Origin of the sequence: Aeromonas sp. S11(2024), assembly GCF_041402345.1 — a bacterium.
GTDB classification, from domain to species: Bacteria; Pseudomonadota; Gammaproteobacteria; order Enterobacterales; family Aeromonadaceae; genus Aeromonas; species Aeromonas veronii.
The window spans coordinates 15,575-35,935 of record NZ_JBGLRC010000011.1 but is presented as its reverse complement, the minus strand read 5'-3'; the positions used below and the strand labels follow the sequence as shown (position 1 = coordinate 35,935).

Here is a 20,361-nt window from a genome sequence, read left to right as displayed (position 1 = left end):
CGGTAACGTGTTAGATTAGAACCCATCAACAGCTGGTTTTTTGAAAAGTGGGACAGAGGTCAAATTATGGCGGGTAAGTGCATTATCGTGATGGGTGTGTGTGGTAGCGGCAAATCCAGCGTGGGTCTGAAAGTGGCCGAAGCGCTGGGCGCCAAGTTCATCGATGGTGATGACCTGCACCCCAAGGCCAACATCCAGAAGATGGCTGGCGGCAACCCCCTCAACGATGAGGATCGAGCCCCCTGGCTGGAGCGGATCCGCGACGCCGCCTACAGTCTCGAGCAGAAGAACGAGACCGGCATCATTGTCTGTTCCGCCCTCAAAAAGAAGTACCGCGACCAGATCCGCGAAGGCAACGAGTCGGTCAGCTTCATCTTCCTCGATGGCAGCCAGCCGCTGATCCTCGAGCGGATGCGTGCCCGCAAGGGCCACTTCATGCGTGAAAGCATGGTACAAAGTCAGTTCGATACCCTGGAGCGCCCGGATGGCGAAGCCGGTGTATTCCACATTGATATAGACGGCACCTTCGAACAGGTGGTTGACCGCGCCGTCACAGCATTGGAGCAAGCCCAATGATTCATCAGGTAATTTCCGACGTCACCGCCCGCATCCGCGAGCGCAGTGTCGCCCGTCGTCAGGCATTTCTGGCCCGCATCCAGCGTCAGGCCGAGCAGGGCAAGACCCGCGCCGCGCTGGCCTGCGGCAACCTGGCCCACGCCGTGGCCGCCTGCAGCAGTGACGAGAAGGGTCGCATTCTCGATATGACCCGCGCCAACGTCGGCATCGTCACCGCCTACAACGACATGCTGAGCGCCCATCAGCCCTATCAGGGCTATCCGGATCAGATCAAGGCGGTACTGGCCGAGCTGGGCCACAGTGCCCAGGTCGCCGGCGGCGTGCCCGCCATGTGCGACGGTGTGACCCAGGGTCAGCCGGGGATGGATATGTCCCTCTTCTCCCGTGACCTGATCGCCCAGGCGACCGCGCTCTCTCTTTCTCACAACACCTTTGATGCGACCCTGCTGCTCGGCATCTGCGACAAGATTGCTCCGGGTCAGATCATGGGGGCCCTCTCCCACGCTCACCTGCCGACTGCATTTGTGCCTGCCGGCCCCATGGCGAGCGGCATCAGTAACGACGAGAAGGTGAAGGTGCGTCAGAAGTACGCCGCCGGTGAAGTGGGCCGTGATGCCTTGCTGGAGATGGAGTGCGGCGCCTACCACGCGGCAGGCACCTGCACCTTCTACGGCACCGCCAACACCAACCAGCTGGTATTCGAGGCCATGGGCCTGATGCTGCCGGGCTCCGCCTTTGTGCACCCGCATAGCGAGCTGCGCCGCGCCCTGACCGCCGAGGCGGCTCGCCGTATCAGCGCCATGATCCCGGGATCTCCGGCCTATCGCCCCCTGAGCGAGGTGCTGGATGAGCGCTCGCTGGTCAACGGTCTGGTGGCCCTGCTCGCCTCCGGCGGCAGCACCAACCACAGTATCCACATGGTGGCGCTGGCCCGCGCCGCCGGTCTGGTGCTGACCTGGGATGACATCAGCGATCTATCCGACGTGGTGCCGCTGCTGGTTCGCATGTACCCGAACGGCCCGGCTGACGTCAACGCCTTCGAACAGGCGGGCGGCGTGCCCGGCCTGATGCGCCGTCTGGCGCAAGAGGGGCTGATCCACATGGATGCCACTCCGGTCTTTGGCGAGATGCAGGATTACCTCAGCCGTCCGGCACTGGTCGATGGCCAGCTGGTATGGCAGCCGGTGGGCGAGAGCGGCGATGCGAGCGTATTGTCACCTTCCGGCAGCGTATTCCAGGCCACCGGCGGCACCAAGCTGCTGGCGGGCAATCTGGGTCGCGCCGTGGTCAAGGTCTCCGCCGTGGCTCCCGAGTATCGGGTTATCGAAGCGCCAGCGCGGGTCTTCTCCTCCCAGCATGCGGTGGAAGCGGCCTACAAGGCGGGCGAGCTCAATCAGGATGCCGTTATCGTGGTACGCCACAATGGCCCGGCCGCCAACGGCATGCCGGAGCTGCACAAGCTGATGCCGGTGCTCGGCAACCTGCAGAAGGCGGGTTACAAGGTGGCGCTGGTCACCGATGGTCGTCTCTCCGGCGCCTCCGGCAAGATCCCGGCCGCCATCCACGTCACTCCGGAAGCGCTGCACGGCGGGGCCATCGGCCTGCTTGCTGACGGCGACCTGCTGCGGGTTGACGCGGTAAACGGCAGCCTCGACTGTCTGACCGATTTGAGTGGCCGTACCCAGGCCGAGATTGACCTCACTCTGGAACAAGAGGGGTGGGGCCGTGAACTGTTCAGCGTGATGCGTCGCGCGGTATCGAGCGCCGAGTGTGGCGCTACCATCTTTGACTAAGGAAGAGCTATGCAGAACTGGAAAGTGACCCCGGCCGAGGTGTTTGCCGCCTCCCCGCTGGTACCCGTGATGGTTATCAACGAGCTGGATCAGGCCCTGCCGATGGCCAAGGCGCTGCTCGACGGCGGCATCTCTGTCTTCGAAATCACCCTGCGCACCCCGGTGGCGCTCGATGCCATCGCTCTCATCGCCAAGGCGATGCCGGATGCCATGGTCGGTGCCGGTACCGTGCTCAACTGCGAGCAGTTTGACGCAGCCGTTGCTGCCGGTGCCCGCTTCGTCATCTCCCCGGGGATGACCCCGGCCCTGCTGGCCCACGCGGCCAAGAGCACCGCGCCGCTGATCCCGGGCGTGGCGACTCCGTCTGAAGTGATGCAGGCGCTGGAAGCAGGCTATGACCACCTGAAGTTCTTCCCGGCCGAAGCGAACGGCGGTACCAAGGCGCTCTCCGCCATTGCCGCCCCGCTGCCCCAGGTGAAGTTCTGCCCCACCGGCGGTATCGGCCCGAAAAACGTGGCCGACTATCTGGCACTCAAATGCGTGGCCACCGTCGGCGGCTCCTGGATGCTGCCGGCTGATGCGGTCAAGAGCGGCAACTGGGAAGAGGTAACCCGCCTCTCCCGCGAAGCGGTTGAGCTGGTAAAACGCTAAGCATCAGTTGTGCAGAAAACCAAACAGGCCACCCTCGGGTGGCCTGCTTCTTTTGGCCATTCTGACAGCGGAAAAGCCATTTACAGGGTGCCGTCTGCTCCCTTATGGTCGTGGTCGGTTTCTTATCCGGCTGGCCGATATGCCCTTTCTCCATCGCTCCTGCCCGCAAGGGCACTTCACTCCGCTGCATTGTCATCCGCAGGCCCAGTACTGCTACATGCACGAAGGTGGTGGCGTTATCACCGGCGGTGCTGCCAGCGAGCTGCTGGTTGCCGGCCAGCTCTGCTTTATTCCTACGGGCTGGGAGCACGAGTTTCGCGTGCTGCGCCACTCTCGCCTGTCGCTTATCTATACCGATTCGTCCACATCAGCCCCTTTTGGTCTGCGGCATGTAACGCCGCTGCTGGCAGGGCTTTTTGCCCGCCTGAGCGATCTGGAGGAGGGGACCGAGCAGGAGGCCTATCTGACAGTGATTGGCCACGAGTTGGTGCGAGCTACTCCGCAAGCAGCCCAGCCTGCGCTGGCGGCCAACCTCGACCCGCGCCTGCTGCGGGTGCTGGAGCGTTTCTGTCAGGCGCCCTCAATCAACACCATGCTTGCCGAGCTGGCCATGGATTGCGGCGCTTCGCTGCGCACTATCAACCGGCTTTTCCTCCAGCAGCTGGGTTGTACCTTCCGCCAGTGGCGCGAGCAGGTGGTGATGGGGCGGGCTCGCCAGTTGCAGTATCAGGGGGTCACATCGGTGCAGATTGCCGACCTGCTCGGTTACGAAGATCCCGCCGCCTTCTCCCGCGCGCTCCAGCGCTTCGCCCGGCGTGGCTCAGCGTCGTGAACCTATGTCGGCATCCTGCTTGCTGCCGCTCAGCAGGCAGGTCACCTCGTCGGTCTGGCAGATCTTGCCGTCGCGAAAGGTGAAGAGACCGCTCACCTTGCAGACCAGCGGGGCGCCATCGTGGCGGGTAGCTCGCACCACATGGGTCGAGTGCACCCTGTCCCCTTGCGCGATTGTGGCGACGAACTCGATAGTGGCTTCGGCCAGATGAGCTCTCAGCGCCGCAATGTGCTGGCAAAAGGCAATGTAGTCGAGCTGCTCGCCATTCACCTGCTGGCAGTAGTCCGGGGTGAACCACTGGTCGAGCTCGGCCAAGGTAAAACGAGGATCGCAGACAACGCGCTGCAGGCAGGCTCGCAATCGTTTGGTGTTGTTCATTTTCTGCTCCTGAAATGTGGCTGTAATGCCGGGCCAGCATAGAGCAGAGAATGGTGATAAGAGGTTGCAGTATGCGCCATCATTGCGGGTAAACACGCCATGATGGCTGGGGGGTTAGCCCAGACTCTCCCCGACATAGAGGGAGAAGCCGATATCCTTGCGGGTGTCGGGTTGGGATTGGCCGCTGAGACGAGCCAGCAGCATGGTGGCCGCCTCCCGACCGATCGCTTCCCGCGGGGTGGCGATACTGGCCAGCTTGGGGGTCATGGCGTGGCCGATATCGAGAGCGTTGCAACCGGCGATGGCGATCTGCTGGGGCACCGGGATCCACTTGGCCTGACACTGCAGCAGGGCGCCCACCGCCAGGTCATCGTTGGTGCAGAACAGGCCGTCGAGGTCGGGATAGCGCACCAGCGCCTGATCCAGCAGTTCGCCCCCCAGAGTGAAGCTGGAGGATTGTTCGGTTAGCAGATGCTGGCCGGTGAGGCCGAAATCGGTCATCGCCTGATAGTACCCCTCCATCCGCAACTGGGTGCGCACGTCGAGCCGCGCCCCCAGATAGACCACCTTGCGTCGGCCCCGGCGCAGCATCTCTGTTACCATGGCCCGGGCCGCGGCTCTATGATCCATGCCGACCACCATGTCGATGGGGGTTTGCGGCAGATCCATGGTCTCCACCACCGGAATGCCGGCGGTAGCGATCATCTTGCGAGTGCGCTCTGTGTGCTGGCTGTCGGAGAGGATTAGGCCATCCACGTGATAGGAGAGCAGCGAGGCGACCTGCTCCTCCTCCCGCTCCGGACTGTAGCCGTAGTGGGCCAGCAGGGTCTGGTAACCGGCCGGTCGGGTTACTGACTCGATGCCGTGGATCACCGCCGAGAAGACCTGGTTGGAGAGGGAGGGGATCAGGATGCCGATCGCCTTGCTGGTCGCGTTGGAGAGAATGTCCGGCGCCCGGTTGGGGATATAACCCAGCTCTTCCACCACAGCCGCGATCCGCTCGCGGGTCCCCTCCGCCACGGTCTGCGGGTCGCGCAGATAGCGGCTGACAGTCATCTTGGTCACGCCGGTCTGGTCGGCGATATCTTGCAGGGTGGGGCGGCGCTTGCGGGTGGGGCTCATAGGGGTGTCCAGCGTGGATGTTACATGTAACATTACCGTTTTTGGCGGATAAAGTCAGCATATGAAGCCGTTTTTGCAGGAGTTTTCCGATGATCAGAGGCAAGCAGTTCGTGGATGTCCGGTTCGAGCAACAGGATGTGGAGGGGGAGCAGTTCTCGGAGTGCCGCTTTATCGGCTGCAATTTCTCCTGGCTGGATTTGAGCGATAGCCGCTTCATCGACTGCAGCTTCTACGATCGGGAGAGTGAACGGGGCTGCCTGTTGCAAGGTTGCGATCTGCGCGAGGCCAGCTTTCTACGCTGCGATCTCACCATGGCCGATTGCAGCCGCAGCCAGTGTCTGGGGTTGGAGATGCGCGACTGTCAGGCGGTCGGTATCAACTTCAGCCACGCCAGCTTCGCCAACCAGATTACCGCCAAAAGCTACTTCTGCGAGGCCCATCTGACCGGCAGCAACTTTAGCTACGCCAGCTTCGAGGGCTGTCTGCTGGAGAAGTGCGAGCTGACCGGCAACCGCTGGCAGGGGGCCAACCTGTTCGGTGCCTCGCTGGCGGGCTCCGATCTCAGCGGCTCCGAGTTTGGCCAGATTGACTGGACCAGCTTCAAGCTGCAGGGCTGCGATCTGCGCCAGTGCGATCTGCCGGGGCTGGATCTGCGCCGGGTCGATCTGCAAGGGGTGCAGATCAACGAGGATCAGCAGCAGACCTTGCTGGAGCAGATCGGTCTGGTTGTCTTCCCCTGAGCCGAGCGAAAAATTAGGTAATTTTTCATCAAATTAAGCCGAGAGTGGGGAGGGCGCTCCTGAAACGACAAAAGCCTGCGTAATGCAGGCTTTTGCTAGTGAGCGTGTGATGCGTTTGTCGGCCGGGTTGACTCAACCCTTGGCCAGCCATTTGGTCGGATTGATCGCCTCGCCCTGATAGCGAATTTCGAAGTAGAGGCCCGGTCTGTCCTGACCGCCACTGTCACCGACCAGTGCCACCGGTTCACCCTGTTCCACATTCTGGCCAACCTGGCGCAGCAGCGACTGATTGTGACCGTAGAGGCTCATATAGCCCTTACCGTGATCGATTACCAGCAGCATACCGAAGCCATCGAGCCAGTCAGCGTAAACCACTTGTCCCGGTGCGACCGCCTTGACCTGAGTTCCTTCGCTGGCGCCGATCAGGGTGCCTTTCCACTTGAGCTGGGCGGTACGGGGCGAGCCATAGGAGATGAGGATCGGTCCCTGCACCGGCCAGCGCAGGCTGCCATTGGTCTTGAGACCGCTGTAGTGACCGGCACTGCTGATGCCCGAGCCGCGCTCCGGTTTGCTGCTGGCCACCTCTTCGGCAGGTTCTGCCGGTTTGACGGTTTTATTCTGCTGGGCGGCGAGTCGTTGTTGCTCGGCGCGGCGCTGTTCGGCCAGCTTGCGCTGACGCTCCTGCTCCGCTTTCAGCTTGGCCAGCCGTTCCCGCTCGGCCCGTTCACGGCGCTCCTGCTCTTCACGCTTGCGACGTAACTCTTCCAGTCGGGCCTTCAGCGCTTTCTCCGCCTTGACCAGCTTGGTGAGCTTCTGCTCGTCATCCTGTACCGACTGCTGCAACTGGTTGCGCACCTTGGCCCGGCTCTGCTGGCTGGCCAGCAGGGTCTGGTGATGTTCCTGCTGTTCGGCAAGCAGGGTCTGCAGTCTGGTCTCGGTCTCTTTGGTGGCCTGCTGGTTTTTCGCCAGCTTGTCACGGGTGGCGCGCAGGGCGTCGATGGCCTCGATGCGGGCCTTGTTGAGGTAGTCGTAGTAGTCGAGGGAGCGGCTCAGTTTGGCCGGATCCTGCTGATTGAGCAGCAGTTTGAGGTAGTCGTGGTTGCCCGCCTGAAAGGCGCTCTCCGCCTGCTTGGCCAGCAACTGCTTCTGATGTTTGGCTTGAACTTCCAGCGCCAGCTTGTCTTTTTGCAGGGTCGCCAGCGTCTGCTGGTTCTGTTTCAACTGCTGCCTGGTCTGGTTGAGTTTGGCGGCGGCGGCCGAGATGGCCTGCTCGTCAGCCTTGAGTTGGGTATTGAGCTTGGCAAGCTCCTGCTTGCTGAGCTTGATGGTCTTCTGTTGCTCTTTGATCTGGGACTGCATGGTCCCCAGCTGCTGATTGGCTGCCAAAGCCGGTGTGCTGGCACCAAATGACAGGCAAAAAAACAGCGCGCCGGCCAACAGGCCGACGCGACTGGTTTTCTGTGAAATAACTTCGCATCCCCGCATGGGGAAGGATTATTTCAGAATCATCAGGGGCTTGCCAGTCATTTCCGGCGGCACCGGCAGACCCATCAGGGTCAGCATGGTGGGGGCCAGATCGGACAGTTTGCCACCTTCAACTACCTCGGCTTTGCGACCGAAATAGATGAGAGGAACCGGCAGATTGGTGTGGGCGGTGTGGGCCTGACCAGTCTCTTCGTCCAGCATCTTCTCGGCGTTACCGTGGTCGGCAGTGATCAGGCACTCGCCACCCACTTCGGCCAGGGCGTCGGTCACGCGACCGATGCAGTGGTCAACGGCTTCACACGCTTTGACGGCGGCATCGAACACACCGGTGTGACCAACCATGTCGCCATTCGGGTAGTTACAGATGATGACGTCGTACTTGCCGCTCTTGATGGCCGCAACCAGCTTGTCGGTCAGCTCTTCGGAGCTCATCTCCGGCTGCAGGTCATAGGTCGCCACTTTCGGGCTGGCCACGATCTCGCGATCTTCGCCGGTGAAGCAGGACTCTTCGCCACCGTTGAAGAAGAAGGTGACGTGAGCATACTTCTCGGTTTCGGAGATCCGCAGCTGGGTCTTGCCCTGCTTGGCCAGCCACTCACCCAGGGTGTTGACCAGAGCGGTCGGCGGGTAGGCACAGGCAGTTTTGATGTCGGCCGCGTATTCGGTCAGCATCACGAAGTTCAGCTTCGGCTCGACTGCACGGGCGAAGCCGGTGAAGTCGGTGTCAACGAAGGCGCGGGTGATTTCACGGGCACGGTCGGCACGGAAGTTCATGAAAATCAGCGCATCGCCATCTTCCATCGGAGCAGCTTCGCCGATGCGGGTGGCTTTGACGAACTCGTCGTTCTCATCGCGGGCATAAGCGGCAGCCAGCGCTTCGGTGGCGCTCTCGGCGGTGAACTCGCCCTTGCCCTGGGTCATCAGGTCATAAGCTTGCTGCACGCGATCCCAGCGGTTGTCACGGTCCATGGCGAAGTAACGACCGATCATGGAAGCGAAACGACCCTTGCCCAGCTTGGCGAACAGGGCGTCGAACAGCTCGATGGAGGACTGGGCGGAGCGCGGCGGAACGTCGCGGCCATCCAGGAAGGCGTGCAGGTAGATCTTCTCGGCGCCACGCTTGGCAGCCATTTCGATCATGCCCATGATGTGCTCTTCGTGGCTGTGTACGCCACCCGGGGACATCAGGCCCATGATGTGAACGGCTTTGCCGTTGGTCACGGCAGCGTCAACAGCCTTGGCCAGCTCGACGTTCTGGAAGAATTCGCCGTCCTGGATGTCTTTGGAGATGCGGGTCAGCTCCTGATAGACGATGCGACCGGCACCGATGTTGACGTGGCCTACTTCAGAGTTGCCCATCTGGCCATCCGGCAGACCGACATCCAGACCGGAGCCGGAGATCAGGGTACTGGTGTAGTCACGGGCCAGACGATCGAGGTTGGGAGTCTTGGCGGCAGCGACGGCGTTGTGCTCTTGCTTGGTGCTGTAGCCCCAACCGTCCATGATTACCAGAACCAAAGGTTTCTTAGCTGTTGACATAAGACTATGTCCTCTCGGATTGGAAAAAATGCGGGAAATGAAACTAGCGTAATATTACTACATCTGCCGAAATAGTCACCTGATAGCCAAGGGGCGCTCCCGTGGCCCCGCAAGCCACGCCTTTCCTGCCATGCTCGCTGCCCAATGATGATGGGAGCCTGCTCGCGCTTTGCCGCCAAGATGGCTGATCTTATCAATACCCCCATGTATACTCGGGCCCTTGTCTTGGTCCCTGGATAGTAGAAGATGCAAGAGTATTTGGATTTTGCGGCCCGTAACCCGCTGCTGACCGCAGCCTGGTTGGGTCTGGCTGGCACCCTGGTTTACACCACTGTGCGTGCCCGTTTGTCCCCGGTAAAAACCGTCAACAACCACACCGCGACCCTGCTGATCAACCGCGAGAATGCCACCGTGGTGGATATTCGCAGTCAGGAAGAGTACGCCAAGGGCCATCTGGCCGGTGCCCAGCACCTGCCGCTGACCCAGATCCAGAGCAATAATCTGGGCCCGGTTGAAAAGCATAAAGATGCCCCCATCATAGTGGTGTGCGAGTCGGGAATGACTGCGGGCGGCGCGGGCCGTCAGCTGAGCAAAGCTGGCTTCAAGCAGGTTTATGTGCTCGGCGGTGGCATGGCCCAATGGCGTGCAGAAAATCTGCCGGTAACCAAGAAACGCTGATTTAAGCAGGGCCTGAGCCCACTTATCCATATAACAAGGAATCAAACGAAATGGCTGACGAGATCAACAACCAGGAAGTACAACCGGAATTCCACATCCAGCGTGTTTACACCAAGGATGTCTCTTTCGAAGCGCCGAATACCCCGCACATCTTCCAGAAAGAGTGGCAGCCGGACGTCAAGCTGGATATGGATACCAAGACCAACATCCTGGCTGAGAACGTCTACGAGGTTGTCCTGACCCTGACCGTAACTTGCAAGCTGGAAACCGAAACCGCCTTCCTGTGCGAAGTACAGCAAGCTGGTATCTTCACCATCGGTAACCTGCCGGAGCCGCAACTGGCTCACTGCCTGGCTGCCTTCTGCCCGAACATCCTGTTCCCGTATGCCCGCGAAGCCGTGGCCAACATGGTGAGCAAGGGTTCCTTCCCGCAGCTGAACCTGGCACCGGTCAACTTCGATGCCCTGTTTGCCCAGCACATGGCGCAAGCACAGGCCCAGCAGGCGACTGCGGAAGCCTGATAATGGCTGACCAGATCGCTATCTCGGTCTTGGGGGCGGGGTCTTATGGCTCCGCCCTTGCCATTTCTCTGGCGCGCAACGGTCATCCGACCCTGCTGTGGGGTCACGACCCCGCTCATGTCGCCGAGCTGGAACAAGACCGCTGCAACAAGGCATTTTTGCCTGATGTCCCTTTTCCCGCCGATCTGCAGCTGACTGCGGATCTGCACCGTGCGGTACAAGCAGCCCCCGTGCTGCTGCTGGTCGTGCCGAGCCATGTATTTGGCGATGTACTGACCCGGATCAAACCCTTCCTGCGCCCCGATACCCGTATCGCCTGGGCCACCAAGGGTCTGGAGCCGGACAGTGGCCGTCTGCTGCAGGATGTGGCCCGTGAAGTGCTGGGTGACGAGATACCGCTGGCGGTGATCTCCGGCCCCACCTTCGCCAAGGAGCTGGCTGCCGGTCTGCCGACCGCCATCTCGGTCGCTTCGACCCACGACGAGTTCGCCGACGATCTCTCCCACCTGCTGCACTGTGGCCGCTCGTTCCGGGTCTATACCAATCCGGACTTCGTCGGTCTGCAGCTGGGTGGGGCGGTGAAGAACGTCATCGCCATCGGTGCCGGTCTCTCCGACGGGCTCGGGTTTGGCGCCAATGCCAGAACCGCGCTCATCACCCGGGGTCTGGTGGAGATGCAGCGTCTGGGTGCGGCGCTGGGTGCCGATGCCAAAACCTTTATGGGGATGGCGGGGCTCGGGGATCTGGTGCTCACCTGTACCGACAACCAGTCGCGTAACCGTCGCTTCGGGCTGGCCCTCGGGGCTGGCAAGGATGTGAACACCGCCATGACCGAGATCGGTCAGGTGGTGGAGGGGTATCGCAACACCAAAGAGGTGCATCTGCTGGCGGCCCGCTGCGGCGTCGAGATGCCCATCTGCGAGCAGATCTTCAAGGTGCTCTACGAGGGTAAGAACCCGAAAGAGGCGGCTATCGCTCTGCTGTCGCGAGACAAGAAGGACGAGTAATCTGCCGATTGCCCATGCAAAAGGCCCCGCCAGATGGCGGGGCCTTTTCTTTGCAGCCGCAAGGGCCACAAATCAGTAGTAGGAGTGGTCGCCGCGCTGGTGCTCGGTGGCATCTTTCACACCGTTGAGCTCACCCGGGAACTTCTCCAGCAGCTGCTTCTCGATCCCCTCTTTCAGGGTGTAATCGACCATGGAACAACCGTTGCAACCACCGCCAAACTGCAGGATAGCCAGTTTGTCTTCAGTCAGCTCGACCAAGGTGACCTTGCCACCGTGACCGGCCAGCATGGGGTTTACTTCGGACATCAACACGTACTCGATGCGCTCGATCAGCGGCGCGTCGTCGGCCACTTTACGCATCTTGGCGTTCGGTGCTTTCAGGGTGAGCTGGGAGCCCATCTGATCGGTCACGAAGTCGATGGTGGCATCCACCAGGAAGGGGGCGCTCAGGGGATCGACCATGCAGTCGAAGCCGCTGAAGGGCAGGTGTTGATCTTCCGGGTCCACGGCATCGGGCGGGCAATAAGATACGCCACACTCGGCATTCTGGGTTCCCGGATTGACCACAAACACCCGGATATTGGTGCCATCAGGCTGTTTTTCCAGCAGTTTACGGAAATGGGCCTGGGCGGCGTCGGAAATGCTGATCATCACTATCCTCATAAACCTGAGTGTACGACTAGGGTATTCATGATAACGCGGTTATTAATGCTTGGGTAGCATGCCGATGGCTACTTGCTGTGCCGCAGGGTACGACAGATTGCCCACACTTCCACCTTTGTGATGCCGCTCTCATGGAGCAGACGGCTGAGCTGACCGGCGGTGGCGCCTGTGGTCACGACGTCATCGAGCAGGGCGACATGGCGATAGTGGTGGGGACGGATCCGGAATGCCCCGCGCAGATTGCGCCGCCGCTGCCCGGCGCTCAGGGTTGTTTGTTGCGGGGTCGCCTTGATGCGCTGCAACAGGGTGTTGTCGCAGGGAATGTCGGTGAACTCGCCAAGGGCTTGTGCGATCTCCTCCGCCTGATTGAACCCACGCCGCCACTGCCGCCACCAGTGCAGGGGAACCGGAATGATCGCCTCCGGCGGCTCGCGGCTATCCAGATGATCGGCCAAGAGGCGTGCCAGTAGCGGCGCCAGCAGGATCTGGCCGGAATATTTGAGCCGGGGGATCAGCATGGGGTAGGGGATTTGGTAGTCGCCAATTACCTGCAACCGCTCCCAGGGGGGAGGTCTGCGCTGGCAGCGACCACAGACCGGTATGTTCTCTTCTATATAGTCAGCCAGCGGTGCGGCGCAGAGGTGGCATCTCGGCTGTGACTGGTGCAGCGCCTGCCGACACCAGCTGCAGAGCAGGGGCTCGTTGTCGCAAGGCTGATGGCAGAGCAGGCAACTCCCTTGCCAGTCGCGGTGGTTGCCGAGCAGCGGGCTTGCTTTAGCGAGCAGTCGCTTTAACATGCTGACCCCAAGAGCATGAACAGGGATCTTGAGTCTAGATGAGCATATCGGTAGAGCAGTTTGGCCAGGGGCCCGATCTGGTGCTGTTGCACGGTTGGGGGATGAACGGCGCGGTCTGGCATGGTATTGCCCAGCAATTGGCGCGCCACTACAGGGTTCATCTGGTGGATTTGCCCGGTTTTGGCAACAGCCCGCTGGCAGACCAAGTGGATTACAGCCTGCCCTGGCTTGCCGAGCAGGTGGCCGCCATCTTGCCGCAGAAGTGTCATCTGCTTGGCTGGTCGCTCGGCGGTCTGGTGGCAAGCCAGTTGGCGCTGACGCATCCCGATCGGTTGCACTCCCTGATCACCGTAGCCAGCTCCCCCTGTTTCATGGCCCGTGATGAGTGGCCGGGGATCGCCCCCAAGGTACTGACCGGCTTCAACCAGATGCTGGCGGGGGATTTTCGCCAGACCATAGAGCGTTTTCTGGCGATCCAGGCCATGGGCAGTGAACATGCCCGGGACGATATCCGTCAGTTGCGCCACTGGCTGGCCGAGCGCCCGGCGCCCCAGTTTGCCGCACTCGAGGCCGGACTGACGCTGTTGGCCGAGATTGACCTGCGCGAACCGCTGCGGGAGCTGGACCTGCCCTGGTTGCGGATCTATGGCCGACTGGATTCATTGGTGCCCAAAGCGGCCATTCCCCTGCTGGATGATCTCTACCCTGCCAGCCGCAGCGTGACCCTCAATAAGGCTTCACACGCACCTTTTATCTCCCACCCTGACGAATTCATTGAAATCGTTCGAGATTTTGTTGGCTAAAAAACAGCCTGCAAGCTTCATTAATCCTCTGGTCTGGCGGATAATTAAACTGTGACCAGAGGAGTAACACCATGCGTATTGATTCTGCTTTCAACAGCGGGGTACAGGGATTTCAGCGAGCCGAGCAGATTGCCGACAAGGCATCCAATCAGATCGCCCGCCTCAACACCCCCAGCGGGGATCAGGTGCAAGTGACCGATGAGCTTGTCAATCTCAAGGTGGCCGAGCAGCAGGCTGGCGCTTCAGCCAAGGTAGTGCAGACCGCCAGCGATATGATGGGAACCCTGATCGACATCCGGGTGTGAGATGAACATCAATGTCAGTCTGCCCCCCCTTATCCCGACACAGCTGCAACCCCAGGTGGAAGCGGCGAGGACGGATAATCGCCGGGCAGAACTGATCCCGCAGGCCCGTGCGGGCCAAGCCTCCGTTGCCGAATCTGAAGTCGGCTCCCAGAAAGAGAAATCCAAAGCCGGTCAGGCCTCCAGCAATCAGACCTCCCAGAACAGCCGTGAAACCGGGCAATTAGCCCCGACGACACTGCCAGACAATCGCTTTGTCGAGGCCACCGGCGAGGATGGGCAGCGCAAGCAGCAAGACCCCAAACAGCAGGAGCAGCAACAGCGGCAAGAGCAGCAGGTTCAGGATCTTGTCGAGCGTGACAAGGAGGTGCGTACTCACGAGCAGGCGCACCAGTCTGCGGGTGGAGAGTACGCCAGCTCGCCCACCTATCAGTTTACGCAAGGGCCGGATGGCAAGCGTTATGCGACAGGTGGCGAAGTCCAGATCGATACCAGTGTCGTACCCGGTGACCCTGCCGCTACCATCGCCAAGATGCAGCAGATCCGCTCTGCAGCGCTGGCGCCTGCCGAGCCTTCTGCGCAGGATTTGGCCGTCGCGCGCAGCGCTGCCGCGAGTGAAGCCAAGGCGCGCAAAGAGCTGATGGCCGAGCAGAGCGCGAAATCGGGCGGTGTGCTGAGTGCCTATATGGACAAGCGCAACAGCGTCATCGCGGGCCACTATCAACAGGCTGTCAGCCCGGCCTCTACCCAGTCCCTCAGTCTGCATATCTGAATCACCCTCGCCAAACTTTCAGCTCCTTTGCCTGTTTTGCAACTAACCTGAAGATCAGGCCCATTCCAATTTCACAGGAGCTGTCATGCATTTCGATGAAGTCAAAGCGGAAGATTTCACCACCTTCTCCCGTGTACCGCCCCCCCACCTGCAGATGGAGCAGTTTCTGATGCAGCTCGGAGGAGGGGGAACTGAAGGAACCAGTTTCAAGAAGAAAGTGATGCTGGCGGCTGGCTGGAGCCACACCGGCGTCGTCTCTTACGGCAAGTATCCGCAAGAGGCCTGCAAGGCATTCAACCGACTGCGGGAGGTGCTGGCCCAGCATGGAGAGCCCGAGAGCATACTTGCTGCCCTGACGCAGTGATCCTGAGCTTCGCGTGTAAAAAAGCCCCTTGTGGGGCTTTTTGCATTCAGAGGACTTCTGGAAGGTTTCGCTACTTTTTCGCTTTGGAGAGCGCTGCCGCGAAGGCGTTGCCCATGGCACCACCCATAGGGGGGCTTTGCCGCGGCTCATTTCTTGGTTTGGTGTTGCCAGCACTGCTGTTGCGCGCTTCAGCCGGCTTGCGGGCGGGTTGCCCTGCCTTTTCGTCGAGACGCATGGTCAGACTGATCCGCTTGCGCGGGGCGTCCACTTCCAGCACCTTGACCCGCACAATGTCGCCCGCCTTGACCACCTCACGGGGATCCTTGACGAAACGGTCGGTCAGGGAGGAGATGTGCACCAGACCGTCCTGATGAACACCGATATCGACGAAGGCGCCGAAGTTGGTGACGTTGGTGACCACCCCTTCCAGTACCATCTCTGGCACCAGGTCGCTGATCTGCTCCACCCCTTCCTTGAAGGTAGCGGTTTTGAACTCGGGGCGCGGGTCGCGGCCCGGCTTGTCCAGCTCGCCGATGATGTCGGTGATGGTGGGCACGCCGAATTGCTCATCGGTGTAATCGGCCGGTTTCAGGCTGCGCAGCAGGCTGCTGTTGCCGAGCAGGCTCTCCACGGTCTGCTCCAGCTTGGCGAGGATCCGCTCCACGACCGGATAGGACTCCGGGTGCACTGCCGAGCTGTCGAGGGGATTGCTGCCGCCGCGAATGCGCAGGAAGCCGGCGCACTGTTCGAAGGCTTTGGGGCCGAGTCGGCTCACTTTCAGCAACTGCTGACGGCTCTTGAATGCGCCGTGCTCATCCCGGTAGGCGACGATGTTCTGGGCCAACGTCTGGGAGAGGCCGGAAACCCGGTTGAGCAGGGCGACCGAGGCGGTGTTCACATCGACCCCGACCGCGTTCACGCAATCCTCGACCACCGCATCCAGCCGGCGGGCCAGCTGGCTCTGGCCGACGTCGTGCTGATACTGGCCCACCCCGATACTCTTGGGGTCGATTTTGACCAGTTCGGCCAACGGGTCTTGCAGGCGGCGGGCGATGGAGACGGCGCCACGGATCGAGACGTCGAGATCCGGGAACTCCTGGGAGGCGAGTTCGGAGGCGGAGTAGACCGAGGCTCCCGCTTCGCTCACCACTATCTTCTGCGCCTTGGCGGCGGGGTAGCGCTCGAACAGGTCGCTGACCAGGCGGTCGGTCTCCCGCGAAGCGGTACCGTTGCCGATGCTGATGAGCTCGACCTTGTGTTTCTGGCACAGCTCGCTCAGGGTCTTGAGGCTCTGATCAATCTGGCGTTTTGGTTCGAACGGATAGATGGTTGCGTGATCGACCAGTTTGCCGGTGGCATCCACCACGGCAACCTTGACCCCGGTGCGGATGCCCGGATCCAGCCCCATGGTGCAGCGCATGCCCGCCGGGGCCGCCATCAGCAGATCCTTGAGGTTCATGGCGAACACCTTGATCGCCTCCTCCTCTGCCGACTCGCGGATGCGGCCGATCAGCTCTGTCTCCATCTGAAGCGACAACTTGATCTTCCAGGTCCAGCTCACTACCCCTTGCAGCCATTTGTCGGCCGGGCGGTTCTGCAGATTGAGCTTGAGGTGGTGGGCAATGATCCCTTCGCAGGGGCTGGCACTCTCATCGTCACCGGTGACCAGCGCCAGATTGAGGATCCCCTCATTGCGGCCGCGCAGCATGGCCAGCACCCGGTGTGAGGGGGCCTTGTGCAGTGGTTCGTCGTGTTCGAAATAGTCCTTGAACTTGGCCCCTTCCTGCTCCTTGCCTGCCACCACGCGGGCGCGCAGGGTGGCGTTCTGCCACAGGTAGTCGCGCAGCTTCTCCAGCAGGTCGGCCTGCTCGGCGAAGCGCTCCATCAGGATATAGCGGGCGCCATCGAGAGCCGCTTTGCTGTCGGCAATGCCCTGTTCGGGATTGAGGAAGGCGGCAGCCGCTTGCTCGGGATCCTGCATCGGGTCGCTGAGCAGCAGGTTGGCCAGCGGCTCCAACCCGGCTTCGATCGCCATCTGCCCCTTGGTGCGGCGTTTGGGCTTGTAGGGGAGGTAGAGGTCTTCCAGTCGGGTCTTGCTGTCGGCGCCATTCAATTCGCGCATCAGCTCGGGGGTCAGCTTGCCCTGCTCTTCGATGGAGCGAATGATCACCTGACGGCGATCTTCCAGTTCACGCAGATAGCCGAGGCGGCTCTCCAGGGTACGCAGTTGGCTGTCGTCCAGACCGCCGGTCACCTCTTTACGGTAACGGGCGATAAAGGGCACGGTCGAGCCTTCATCCAGCAGGCGCACTGCGGCCTGCACCTGCTCCGGGCGAGCATGGAGCTCACCGGCAATCTGTCTCTCTATGGTTTGCATCATGATGTTGTTGAGGACCTCTGTGGTCGAGTCCGCGCCATCAGGCGCCAAGTGTGAGCACTATATGGGGTCGTGTTGCGGGATGCCACCCTGCGCCGGGGTCTGCACCAGTCAGACTGATAAAGTCGCAGGGGAGGGCGTTTATCTTGCCATTGCACCTGTGACTCAGGATGTGCTTGTGGCAAGCAGTCCGGCTATTTGGGGTAGCTGATCTCGTTGATATACCAGCAGACGTCACCAACTGGCGTACGGACGATGGCCTCATCACCGACCTCTTTCTTGAGCAGAGCGCGGGCCATGGGGGAGTCGATGGAGATGTAATCCTTGCGCTCGAAGATCTCGTCATAGCCGACGATGCGAAAGCGCTTGGTCTCGCCCTCATCGTTTTCCACCTCGACCCAGGCACCGAAGAAGACCTTGCCCTCCTGCGCGGGGGCATAGTCGACGATCCCCAGCTCTTCGAGGCATTTGCGCAGGTAGCGCACCCGCCGATCGATCTCCCGCAGCCGCTTCTTGTTGTACTGGTAGTCAGCATTTTCGCTGCGATCCCCCAGGCTGGCGGCCCATGCCACCTTCTTGGTGACCTCGGGGCGCTCCTGGCGCCAGAGGAAATCGAGCTCTTCTTTCAGCTTGTTGTAGCCTTCGCGGGTGATCAGCTTTGTCTTCATGGTGATGCGGACCTGGTCAAAGAGGGGTATTCATCGCTAACTGCTCGGGAATATTAGCTTTTGTCCTCTTGCTGTCGAGGGAAATCGTGATGGTTCGGCTGGCGCCGTTCAGGGAGTCGCTGGCCAGCGCAGTGACTTGATGGCCGTCACGCTCTCGGGACGGGTAATAACCGGTAACATATTTGTGCTTTGTTCCCGCTATATCCCCCCCTAGTATTGGGGGCAGCTAAAGAATGAAGAGGCAAAGCAATGAGTCAGCAGCAATACAAGGTCCTGGTCGTGGACGATGACCTGAAATTACGTTCCCTGTTGGAGCGCTATCTCACCGAGCAGGGATTCGTAGTGCGCGGCGTAGCTAATGGCGAGCAGGCCGATCGCTTGCTGACTCGTGAAAACTTCAGCCTGATGGTGCTCGACCTGATGTTGCCGGGGGAGGATGGACTCTCCATCTGCCGCCGTCTGCGGGAAGCGGGCAACCAGATCCCGGTGCTGATGCTCACCGCCAAGGGGGATGAAGTGGATCGCATCGTCGGGCTCGAGATGGGGGCTGATGACTATCTGCCCAAACCGTTCAACCCCCGCGAACTGCTGGCGCGGATCCGTGCCGTGCTGCGCCGCCATACCGTCGAGCTGCCGGGGGCACCCTCTGCTGCAGAGAAGGTGGTCAACTTCGGTGCCTTCCAGCTCAATCTGGCGACCCGCGAGCTGAGCCGGGATGGTGAGCCGATGGCGCTCACCAGCGGTGAATTTGCGGTGCTGAAAGTACTGGTCAGCCATCCGCGCGAGCCGCTCTCCCGCGACAAGCTGATGAATCTGGCCCGTGGCCGCGAATACACCGCCACCGAGCGCAGCATCGACGTGCAGGTCTCTCGCCTGCGCCGCCTGCTGGAACAGGATCCGGCCCAGCCCCGCTACCTGCAGACCGTCTGGGGTCTGGGGTATGTGTTCGTGCCAGATGGTGACGGTGCATGAAAAAGGTCGGCAGCATGTTCTCGCGCATGCTCTGGTTTCTGGCTGCCGTTCTGGTGGTCTATCAAGCAGTCTCCTACGTCACCTTCTATAACTATCTGCTGGCGCCAACCGTCAAGCAGATCAGTCACTTGCTGGCCAATCAGGTCAAGCTGATCTTTCCGGTCAACACGGAACAACTGGCGCTGAGCGAAGATGCCGAGGCGCTGGTCTATGTGACGACCGGTACCGATATCTATACCCAGAGCGAGGCGGTGCAACATGGCTTCAACGATGCCAAGCCATACCCCTATCTGGAGGAGAACATCAGTCGCGAGCTGGGTGGCCCGGCCAAGGTGCGGGTCGAGATCCAGGATCACTACATCATCTGGATCCAGCCGCCGCAGGCCAGCAAAATCTGGGTGCGGATCCCGCTGACCGAGATTGAAGATGACGATATCGAACCCCTCATCATCTATCTGAGCGTGCTGTTGGTGATCACCCTATTTGCGGCCTGGCGCTTTGCCCGGCAGCTGGTGCGCCCGCTCGAGGATCTCGAGGCTGGTGCCGTTGCTGTTGCCAGGGGCCATTTCCCCGAGGCGCTGGGGGAGCTGGGATCACGGGAAGTGCGGCGACTGACACGCACCTTCAACCATATGTCGCACTCCATCAAGAGCCTGATCGAAGAGCGTAACTTGATGATGGCGGGGGTTTCCCACGATCTGCGTACCCCGCTGACCCGCATCCGGCTGGCGACCGAGATGATGTCCTCCGGTGACGAGTACCTCAAGGAGAGCATCAACGCCGACATCGATGAGTCCAATGCCATCATCGATCAGTTCATCGATTACATCCGCCCGGATGAAGGCCAGGATCTGGAGCCGATCGACCTGACCCAGCTGGTGCACGATACCTTGCTGATCTACTCGGAGCAGGGATTGGAAGTTGATCTGGCGCTGCCGCAAGAGGCGGTGCGGGTGGCCTGCAATCCGGTCAGCATCCGGCGGGTGTTGAACAACCTCTCAAGCAACTCACTGCGTTATGGGGCGAGCCGGTTGCATGCCGAGTTGAAGGACGACGGGCACTGGGTGCGCCTGCGCCTTTCCGATGATGGCCCCGGCATTCCGGAGCAGGACTACTCCCGGGTGCTCAAGCCGTTTACTCAGGGTAATGTGGCGCGGACCGTTGGCGGCAGTGGCTTGGGGTTGGCTATCGTGGCCAAGATAGTCGCCCAGCACCACGGCACTATCCGGTTGGGAAGCTCGGATCTCGGCGGCTTGTTGGTCGAGATGCGGCTGCCGAAACATCAGCCACAGGAGTGGATGGATTGAGAGAAGGGCGTATC

Annotated in this window: 22 protein-coding genes; 14 read left to right on the top strand and 8 right to left on the bottom strand. The window is 61.0% G+C overall.

From position 1 onward, the window contains the following. Positions 1-66: 66 nt before the first annotated feature. The 4 genes from ACB040_RS11220 (at position 67) to ACB040_RS11205 (ending at position 3,852) form a co-directional block, all read left to right on the top strand. Positions 67-576, top strand: coding sequence for a gluconokinase (locus tag ACB040_RS11220; protein ID WP_005340649.1), 510 nt, complete (start codon positions 67-69; stop codon positions 574-576). Next, positions 573-2,369, top strand: a complete 1,797-nt coding sequence (edd, locus tag ACB040_RS11215) for a phosphogluconate dehydratase (protein ID WP_005355410.1) — start codon at positions 573-575, stop codon at positions 2,367-2,369. Before ACB040_RS11220 ends, edd begins: the two co-directional genes overlap by 4 nt. Positions 2,370-2,378: 9 nt before the next feature. After that, positions 2,379-3,020: a bifunctional 4-hydroxy-2-oxoglutarate aldolase/2-dehydro-3-deoxy-phosphogluconate aldolase gene (locus ACB040_RS11210; RefSeq protein ID WP_005342660.1), complete on the top strand. Its 642-nt coding sequence runs from the start codon at positions 2,379-2,381 to the stop codon at positions 3,018-3,020. A 139-nt stretch (positions 3,021-3,159) separates the two neighbouring features. Further along, positions 3,160-3,852, top strand: coding sequence for a helix-turn-helix domain-containing protein (locus ACB040_RS11205; protein WP_371154834.1), 693 nt, complete (start codon positions 3,160-3,162; stop codon positions 3,850-3,852). On the opposite strand, the gene ACB040_RS11200 is transcribed toward ACB040_RS11205, so the two are convergent. Together ACB040_RS11200 and ACB040_RS11195 are read right to left on the bottom strand one after the other, a co-directional pair. Further along, positions 3,841-4,230 carry a nuclear transport factor 2 family protein gene (locus tag ACB040_RS11200; protein ID WP_338773353.1) on the bottom strand — a complete coding sequence of 130 codons (390 nt, stop codon included), beginning with the start codon at positions 4,228-4,230 and terminating at the stop codon, positions 3,841-3,843. The genes ACB040_RS11205 and ACB040_RS11200 overlap by 12 nt on opposite strands. Before the next feature lie 114 nt (positions 4,231-4,344). Further along, positions 4,345-5,352, bottom strand: coding sequence for a substrate-binding domain-containing protein (locus ACB040_RS11195; protein WP_043821541.1), 1,008 nt, complete (start codon positions 5,350-5,352; stop codon positions 4,345-4,347). Positions 5,353-5,441: 89 nt separating this feature from the next. Here ACB040_RS11195 and ACB040_RS11190 point away from each other — a divergent pair, with 89 nt between their 5' ends. Continuing rightward, complete coding sequence (locus ACB040_RS11190) at positions 5,442-6,092, top strand: Qnr family pentapeptide repeat protein (RefSeq protein WP_371154836.1); 651 nt, start codon at positions 5,442-5,444, stop codon at positions 6,090-6,092. A 132-nt stretch (positions 6,093-6,224) separates the two neighbouring features. Here the strand turns inward: ACB040_RS11190 and envC are convergent, their stop codons facing one another. Continuing rightward, positions 6,225-7,577, bottom strand: a complete 1,353-nt coding sequence (gene envC, locus ACB040_RS11185) for a murein hydrolase activator EnvC (protein ID WP_139408821.1) — start codon at positions 7,575-7,577, stop codon at positions 6,225-6,227. A gap of 9 nt (positions 7,578-7,586) precedes the next feature. Then, positions 7,587-9,116: a 2,3-bisphosphoglycerate-independent phosphoglycerate mutase gene (gene gpmM, locus ACB040_RS11180; protein WP_005356867.1), complete on the bottom strand. Its 1,530-nt coding sequence runs from the start codon at positions 9,114-9,116 to the stop codon at positions 7,587-7,589. A gap of 246 nt (positions 9,117-9,362) precedes the next feature. Here gpmM and ACB040_RS11175 point away from each other — a divergent pair, with 246 nt between their 5' ends. Genes ACB040_RS11175 through gpsA form a run of 3 tightly spaced genes read left to right on the top strand, consistent with a single transcriptional unit; the run spans position 9,363 to position 11,322 of the window. Then, the gene (locus ACB040_RS11175; RefSeq protein ID WP_005340640.1) at positions 9,363-9,794 is read left to right on the top strand and encodes a rhodanese-like domain-containing protein; all 432 of its coding nucleotides are present in this window, start codon (positions 9,363-9,365) and stop codon (positions 9,792-9,794) included. Between the two features lie 50 nt (positions 9,795-9,844). Continuing rightward, positions 9,845-10,315, top strand: a complete 471-nt coding sequence (secB, locus tag ACB040_RS11170; RefSeq protein ID WP_005340639.1) for a protein-export chaperone SecB — start codon at positions 9,845-9,847, stop codon at positions 10,313-10,315. A 2-nt stretch (positions 10,316-10,317) separates the two neighbouring features. Continuing rightward, complete coding sequence (gene gpsA, locus ACB040_RS11165; RefSeq protein ID WP_338773359.1) at positions 10,318-11,322, top strand: NAD(P)H-dependent glycerol-3-phosphate dehydrogenase; 1,005 nt, start codon at positions 10,318-10,320, stop codon at positions 11,320-11,322. Between the two features lie 72 nt (positions 11,323-11,394). Here the strand turns inward: gpsA and nfuA are convergent, their stop codons facing one another. Next, positions 11,395-11,973 carry a Fe-S biogenesis protein NfuA gene (gene nfuA, locus ACB040_RS11160; RefSeq protein ID WP_005340636.1) on the bottom strand — a complete coding sequence of 193 codons (579 nt, stop codon included), beginning with the start codon at positions 11,971-11,973 and terminating at the stop codon, positions 11,395-11,397. Between the two features lie 80 nt (positions 11,974-12,053). Next, the gene (locus ACB040_RS11155) at positions 12,054-12,782 is read right to left on the bottom strand and encodes a ComF family protein (protein WP_139742951.1); all 729 of its coding nucleotides are present in this window, start codon (positions 12,780-12,782) and stop codon (positions 12,054-12,056) included. Positions 12,783-12,820: 38 nt separating this feature from the next. On the opposite strand from ACB040_RS11155, the gene bioH reads away from it, so the two are divergent. The 4 genes from bioH (at position 12,821) to ACB040_RS11135 (ending at position 15,023) form a co-directional block, all read left to right on the top strand. After that, positions 12,821-13,585 (top strand): pimeloyl-ACP methyl ester esterase BioH, encoded by a 765-nt coding sequence (gene bioH, locus ACB040_RS11150; protein WP_101530382.1) that lies wholly within the window; start codon positions 12,821-12,823, stop codon positions 13,583-13,585. A gap of 71 nt (positions 13,586-13,656) precedes the next feature. Next, complete coding sequence (locus ACB040_RS11145; RefSeq protein ID WP_005340632.1) at positions 13,657-13,890, top strand: flagellar basal body rod C-terminal domain-containing protein; 234 nt, start codon at positions 13,657-13,659, stop codon at positions 13,888-13,890. A 1-nt stretch (position 13,891) separates the two neighbouring features. Continuing rightward, entirely contained in the window at positions 13,892-14,659 is a 768-nt protein-coding gene (locus tag ACB040_RS11140; RefSeq protein ID WP_279476717.1) for a putative metalloprotease CJM1_0395 family protein, read from the top strand. Between the two features lie 85 nt (positions 14,660-14,744). Beyond that, complete coding sequence (locus ACB040_RS11135) at positions 14,745-15,023, top strand: hypothetical protein (RefSeq protein WP_005355353.1); 279 nt, start codon at positions 14,745-14,747, stop codon at positions 15,021-15,023. 70 nt (positions 15,024-15,093) lie between these two features. On the opposite strand, the gene ACB040_RS11130 is transcribed toward ACB040_RS11135, so the two are convergent. Both ACB040_RS11130 and greB read right to left on the bottom strand, forming a co-directional pair. Next, positions 15,094-17,403, bottom strand: a complete 2,310-nt coding sequence (locus ACB040_RS11130; protein ID WP_338773366.1) for a Tex family protein — start codon at positions 17,401-17,403, stop codon at positions 15,094-15,096. Between the two features lie 191 nt (positions 17,404-17,594). After that, on the bottom strand, positions 17,595-18,068 hold the full coding sequence (gene greB / locus ACB040_RS11125; protein WP_042081654.1) for a transcription elongation factor GreB: 474 nt from the start codon (positions 18,066-18,068) through the stop codon (positions 17,595-17,597). Between the two features lie 249 nt (positions 18,069-18,317). Here greB and ompR point away from each other — a divergent pair, with 249 nt between their 5' ends. Together ompR and envZ are read left to right on the top strand one after the other, a co-directional pair. Further along, complete coding sequence (ompR, locus tag ACB040_RS11120) at positions 18,318-19,040, top strand: two-component system response regulator OmpR (RefSeq protein WP_005340625.1); 723 nt, start codon at positions 18,318-18,320, stop codon at positions 19,038-19,040. Next, positions 19,037-20,347: a two-component system sensor histidine kinase EnvZ gene (gene envZ, locus ACB040_RS11115; protein WP_338773368.1), complete on the top strand. Its 1,311-nt coding sequence runs from the start codon at positions 19,037-19,039 to the stop codon at positions 20,345-20,347. The genes ompR and envZ overlap by 4 nt, the downstream gene beginning before the upstream one ends. Positions 20,348-20,361: the final 14 nt, after the last annotated feature.

What these genes read in the sequence shown, in the direction of transcription:
- ACB040_RS11220 (WP_005340649.1), top strand. Translation starts at nt 67, where the DNA reads ATGGCGGGTAAGTGCATTATCGTGATGGGTGTGTGTGGTAGCGGCAAA.
- edd (WP_005355410.1), top strand. Translation starts at nt 573, where the DNA reads ATGATTCATCAGGTAATTTCCGACGTCACCGCCCGCATCCGCGAGCGC.
- ACB040_RS11210 (WP_005342660.1), top strand. Translation starts at nt 2,379, where the DNA reads ATGCAGAACTGGAAAGTGACCCCGGCCGAGGTGTTTGCCGCCTCCCCG.
- ACB040_RS11205 (WP_371154834.1), top strand. Translation starts at nt 3,160, where the DNA reads ATGCCCTTTCTCCATCGCTCCTGCCCGCAAGGGCACTTCACTCCGCTG.
- ACB040_RS11200 (WP_338773353.1), bottom strand. Translation starts at nt 4,230, where the DNA reads ATGAACAACACCAAACGATTGCGAGCCTGCCTGCAGCGCGTTGTCTGC.
- ACB040_RS11195 (WP_043821541.1), bottom strand. Translation starts at nt 5,352, where the DNA reads ATGAGCCCCACCCGCAAGCGCCGCCCCACCCTGCAAGATATCGCCGAC.
- ACB040_RS11190 (WP_371154836.1), top strand. Translation starts at nt 5,442, where the DNA reads ATGATCAGAGGCAAGCAGTTCGTGGATGTCCGGTTCGAGCAACAGGAT.
- envC (WP_139408821.1), bottom strand. Translation starts at nt 7,577, where the DNA reads ATGCGGGGATGCGAAGTTATTTCACAGAAAACCAGTCGCGTCGGCCTG.
- gpmM (WP_005356867.1), bottom strand. Translation starts at nt 9,116, where the DNA reads ATGTCAACAGCTAAGAAACCTTTGGTTCTGGTAATCATGGACGGTTGG.
- ACB040_RS11175 (WP_005340640.1), top strand. Translation starts at nt 9,363, where the DNA reads ATGCAAGAGTATTTGGATTTTGCGGCCCGTAACCCGCTGCTGACCGCA.
- secB (WP_005340639.1), top strand. Translation starts at nt 9,845, where the DNA reads ATGGCTGACGAGATCAACAACCAGGAAGTACAACCGGAATTCCACATC.
- gpsA (WP_338773359.1), top strand. Translation starts at nt 10,318, where the DNA reads ATGGCTGACCAGATCGCTATCTCGGTCTTGGGGGCGGGGTCTTATGGC.
- nfuA (WP_005340636.1), bottom strand. Translation starts at nt 11,973, where the DNA reads ATGATCAGCATTTCCGACGCCGCCCAGGCCCATTTCCGTAAACTGCTG.
- ACB040_RS11155 (WP_139742951.1), bottom strand. Translation starts at nt 12,782, where the DNA reads ATGTTAAAGCGACTGCTCGCTAAAGCAAGCCCGCTGCTCGGCAACCAC.
- bioH (WP_101530382.1), top strand. Translation starts at nt 12,821, where the DNA reads ATGAGCATATCGGTAGAGCAGTTTGGCCAGGGGCCCGATCTGGTGCTG.
- ACB040_RS11145 (WP_005340632.1), top strand. Translation starts at nt 13,657, where the DNA reads ATGCGTATTGATTCTGCTTTCAACAGCGGGGTACAGGGATTTCAGCGA.
- ACB040_RS11140 (WP_279476717.1), top strand. Translation starts at nt 13,892, where the DNA reads ATGAACATCAATGTCAGTCTGCCCCCCCTTATCCCGACACAGCTGCAA.
- ACB040_RS11135 (WP_005355353.1), top strand. Translation starts at nt 14,745, where the DNA reads ATGCATTTCGATGAAGTCAAAGCGGAAGATTTCACCACCTTCTCCCGT.
- ACB040_RS11130 (WP_338773366.1), bottom strand. Translation starts at nt 17,403, where the DNA reads ATGATGCAAACCATAGAGAGACAGATTGCCGGTGAGCTCCATGCTCGC.
- greB (WP_042081654.1), bottom strand. Translation starts at nt 18,068, where the DNA reads ATGAAGACAAAGCTGATCACCCGCGAAGGCTACAACAAGCTGAAAGAA.
- ompR (WP_005340625.1), top strand. Translation starts at nt 18,318, where the DNA reads ATGAGTCAGCAGCAATACAAGGTCCTGGTCGTGGACGATGACCTGAAA.
- envZ (WP_338773368.1), top strand. Translation starts at nt 19,037, where the DNA reads ATGAAAAAGGTCGGCAGCATGTTCTCGCGCATGCTCTGGTTTCTGGCT.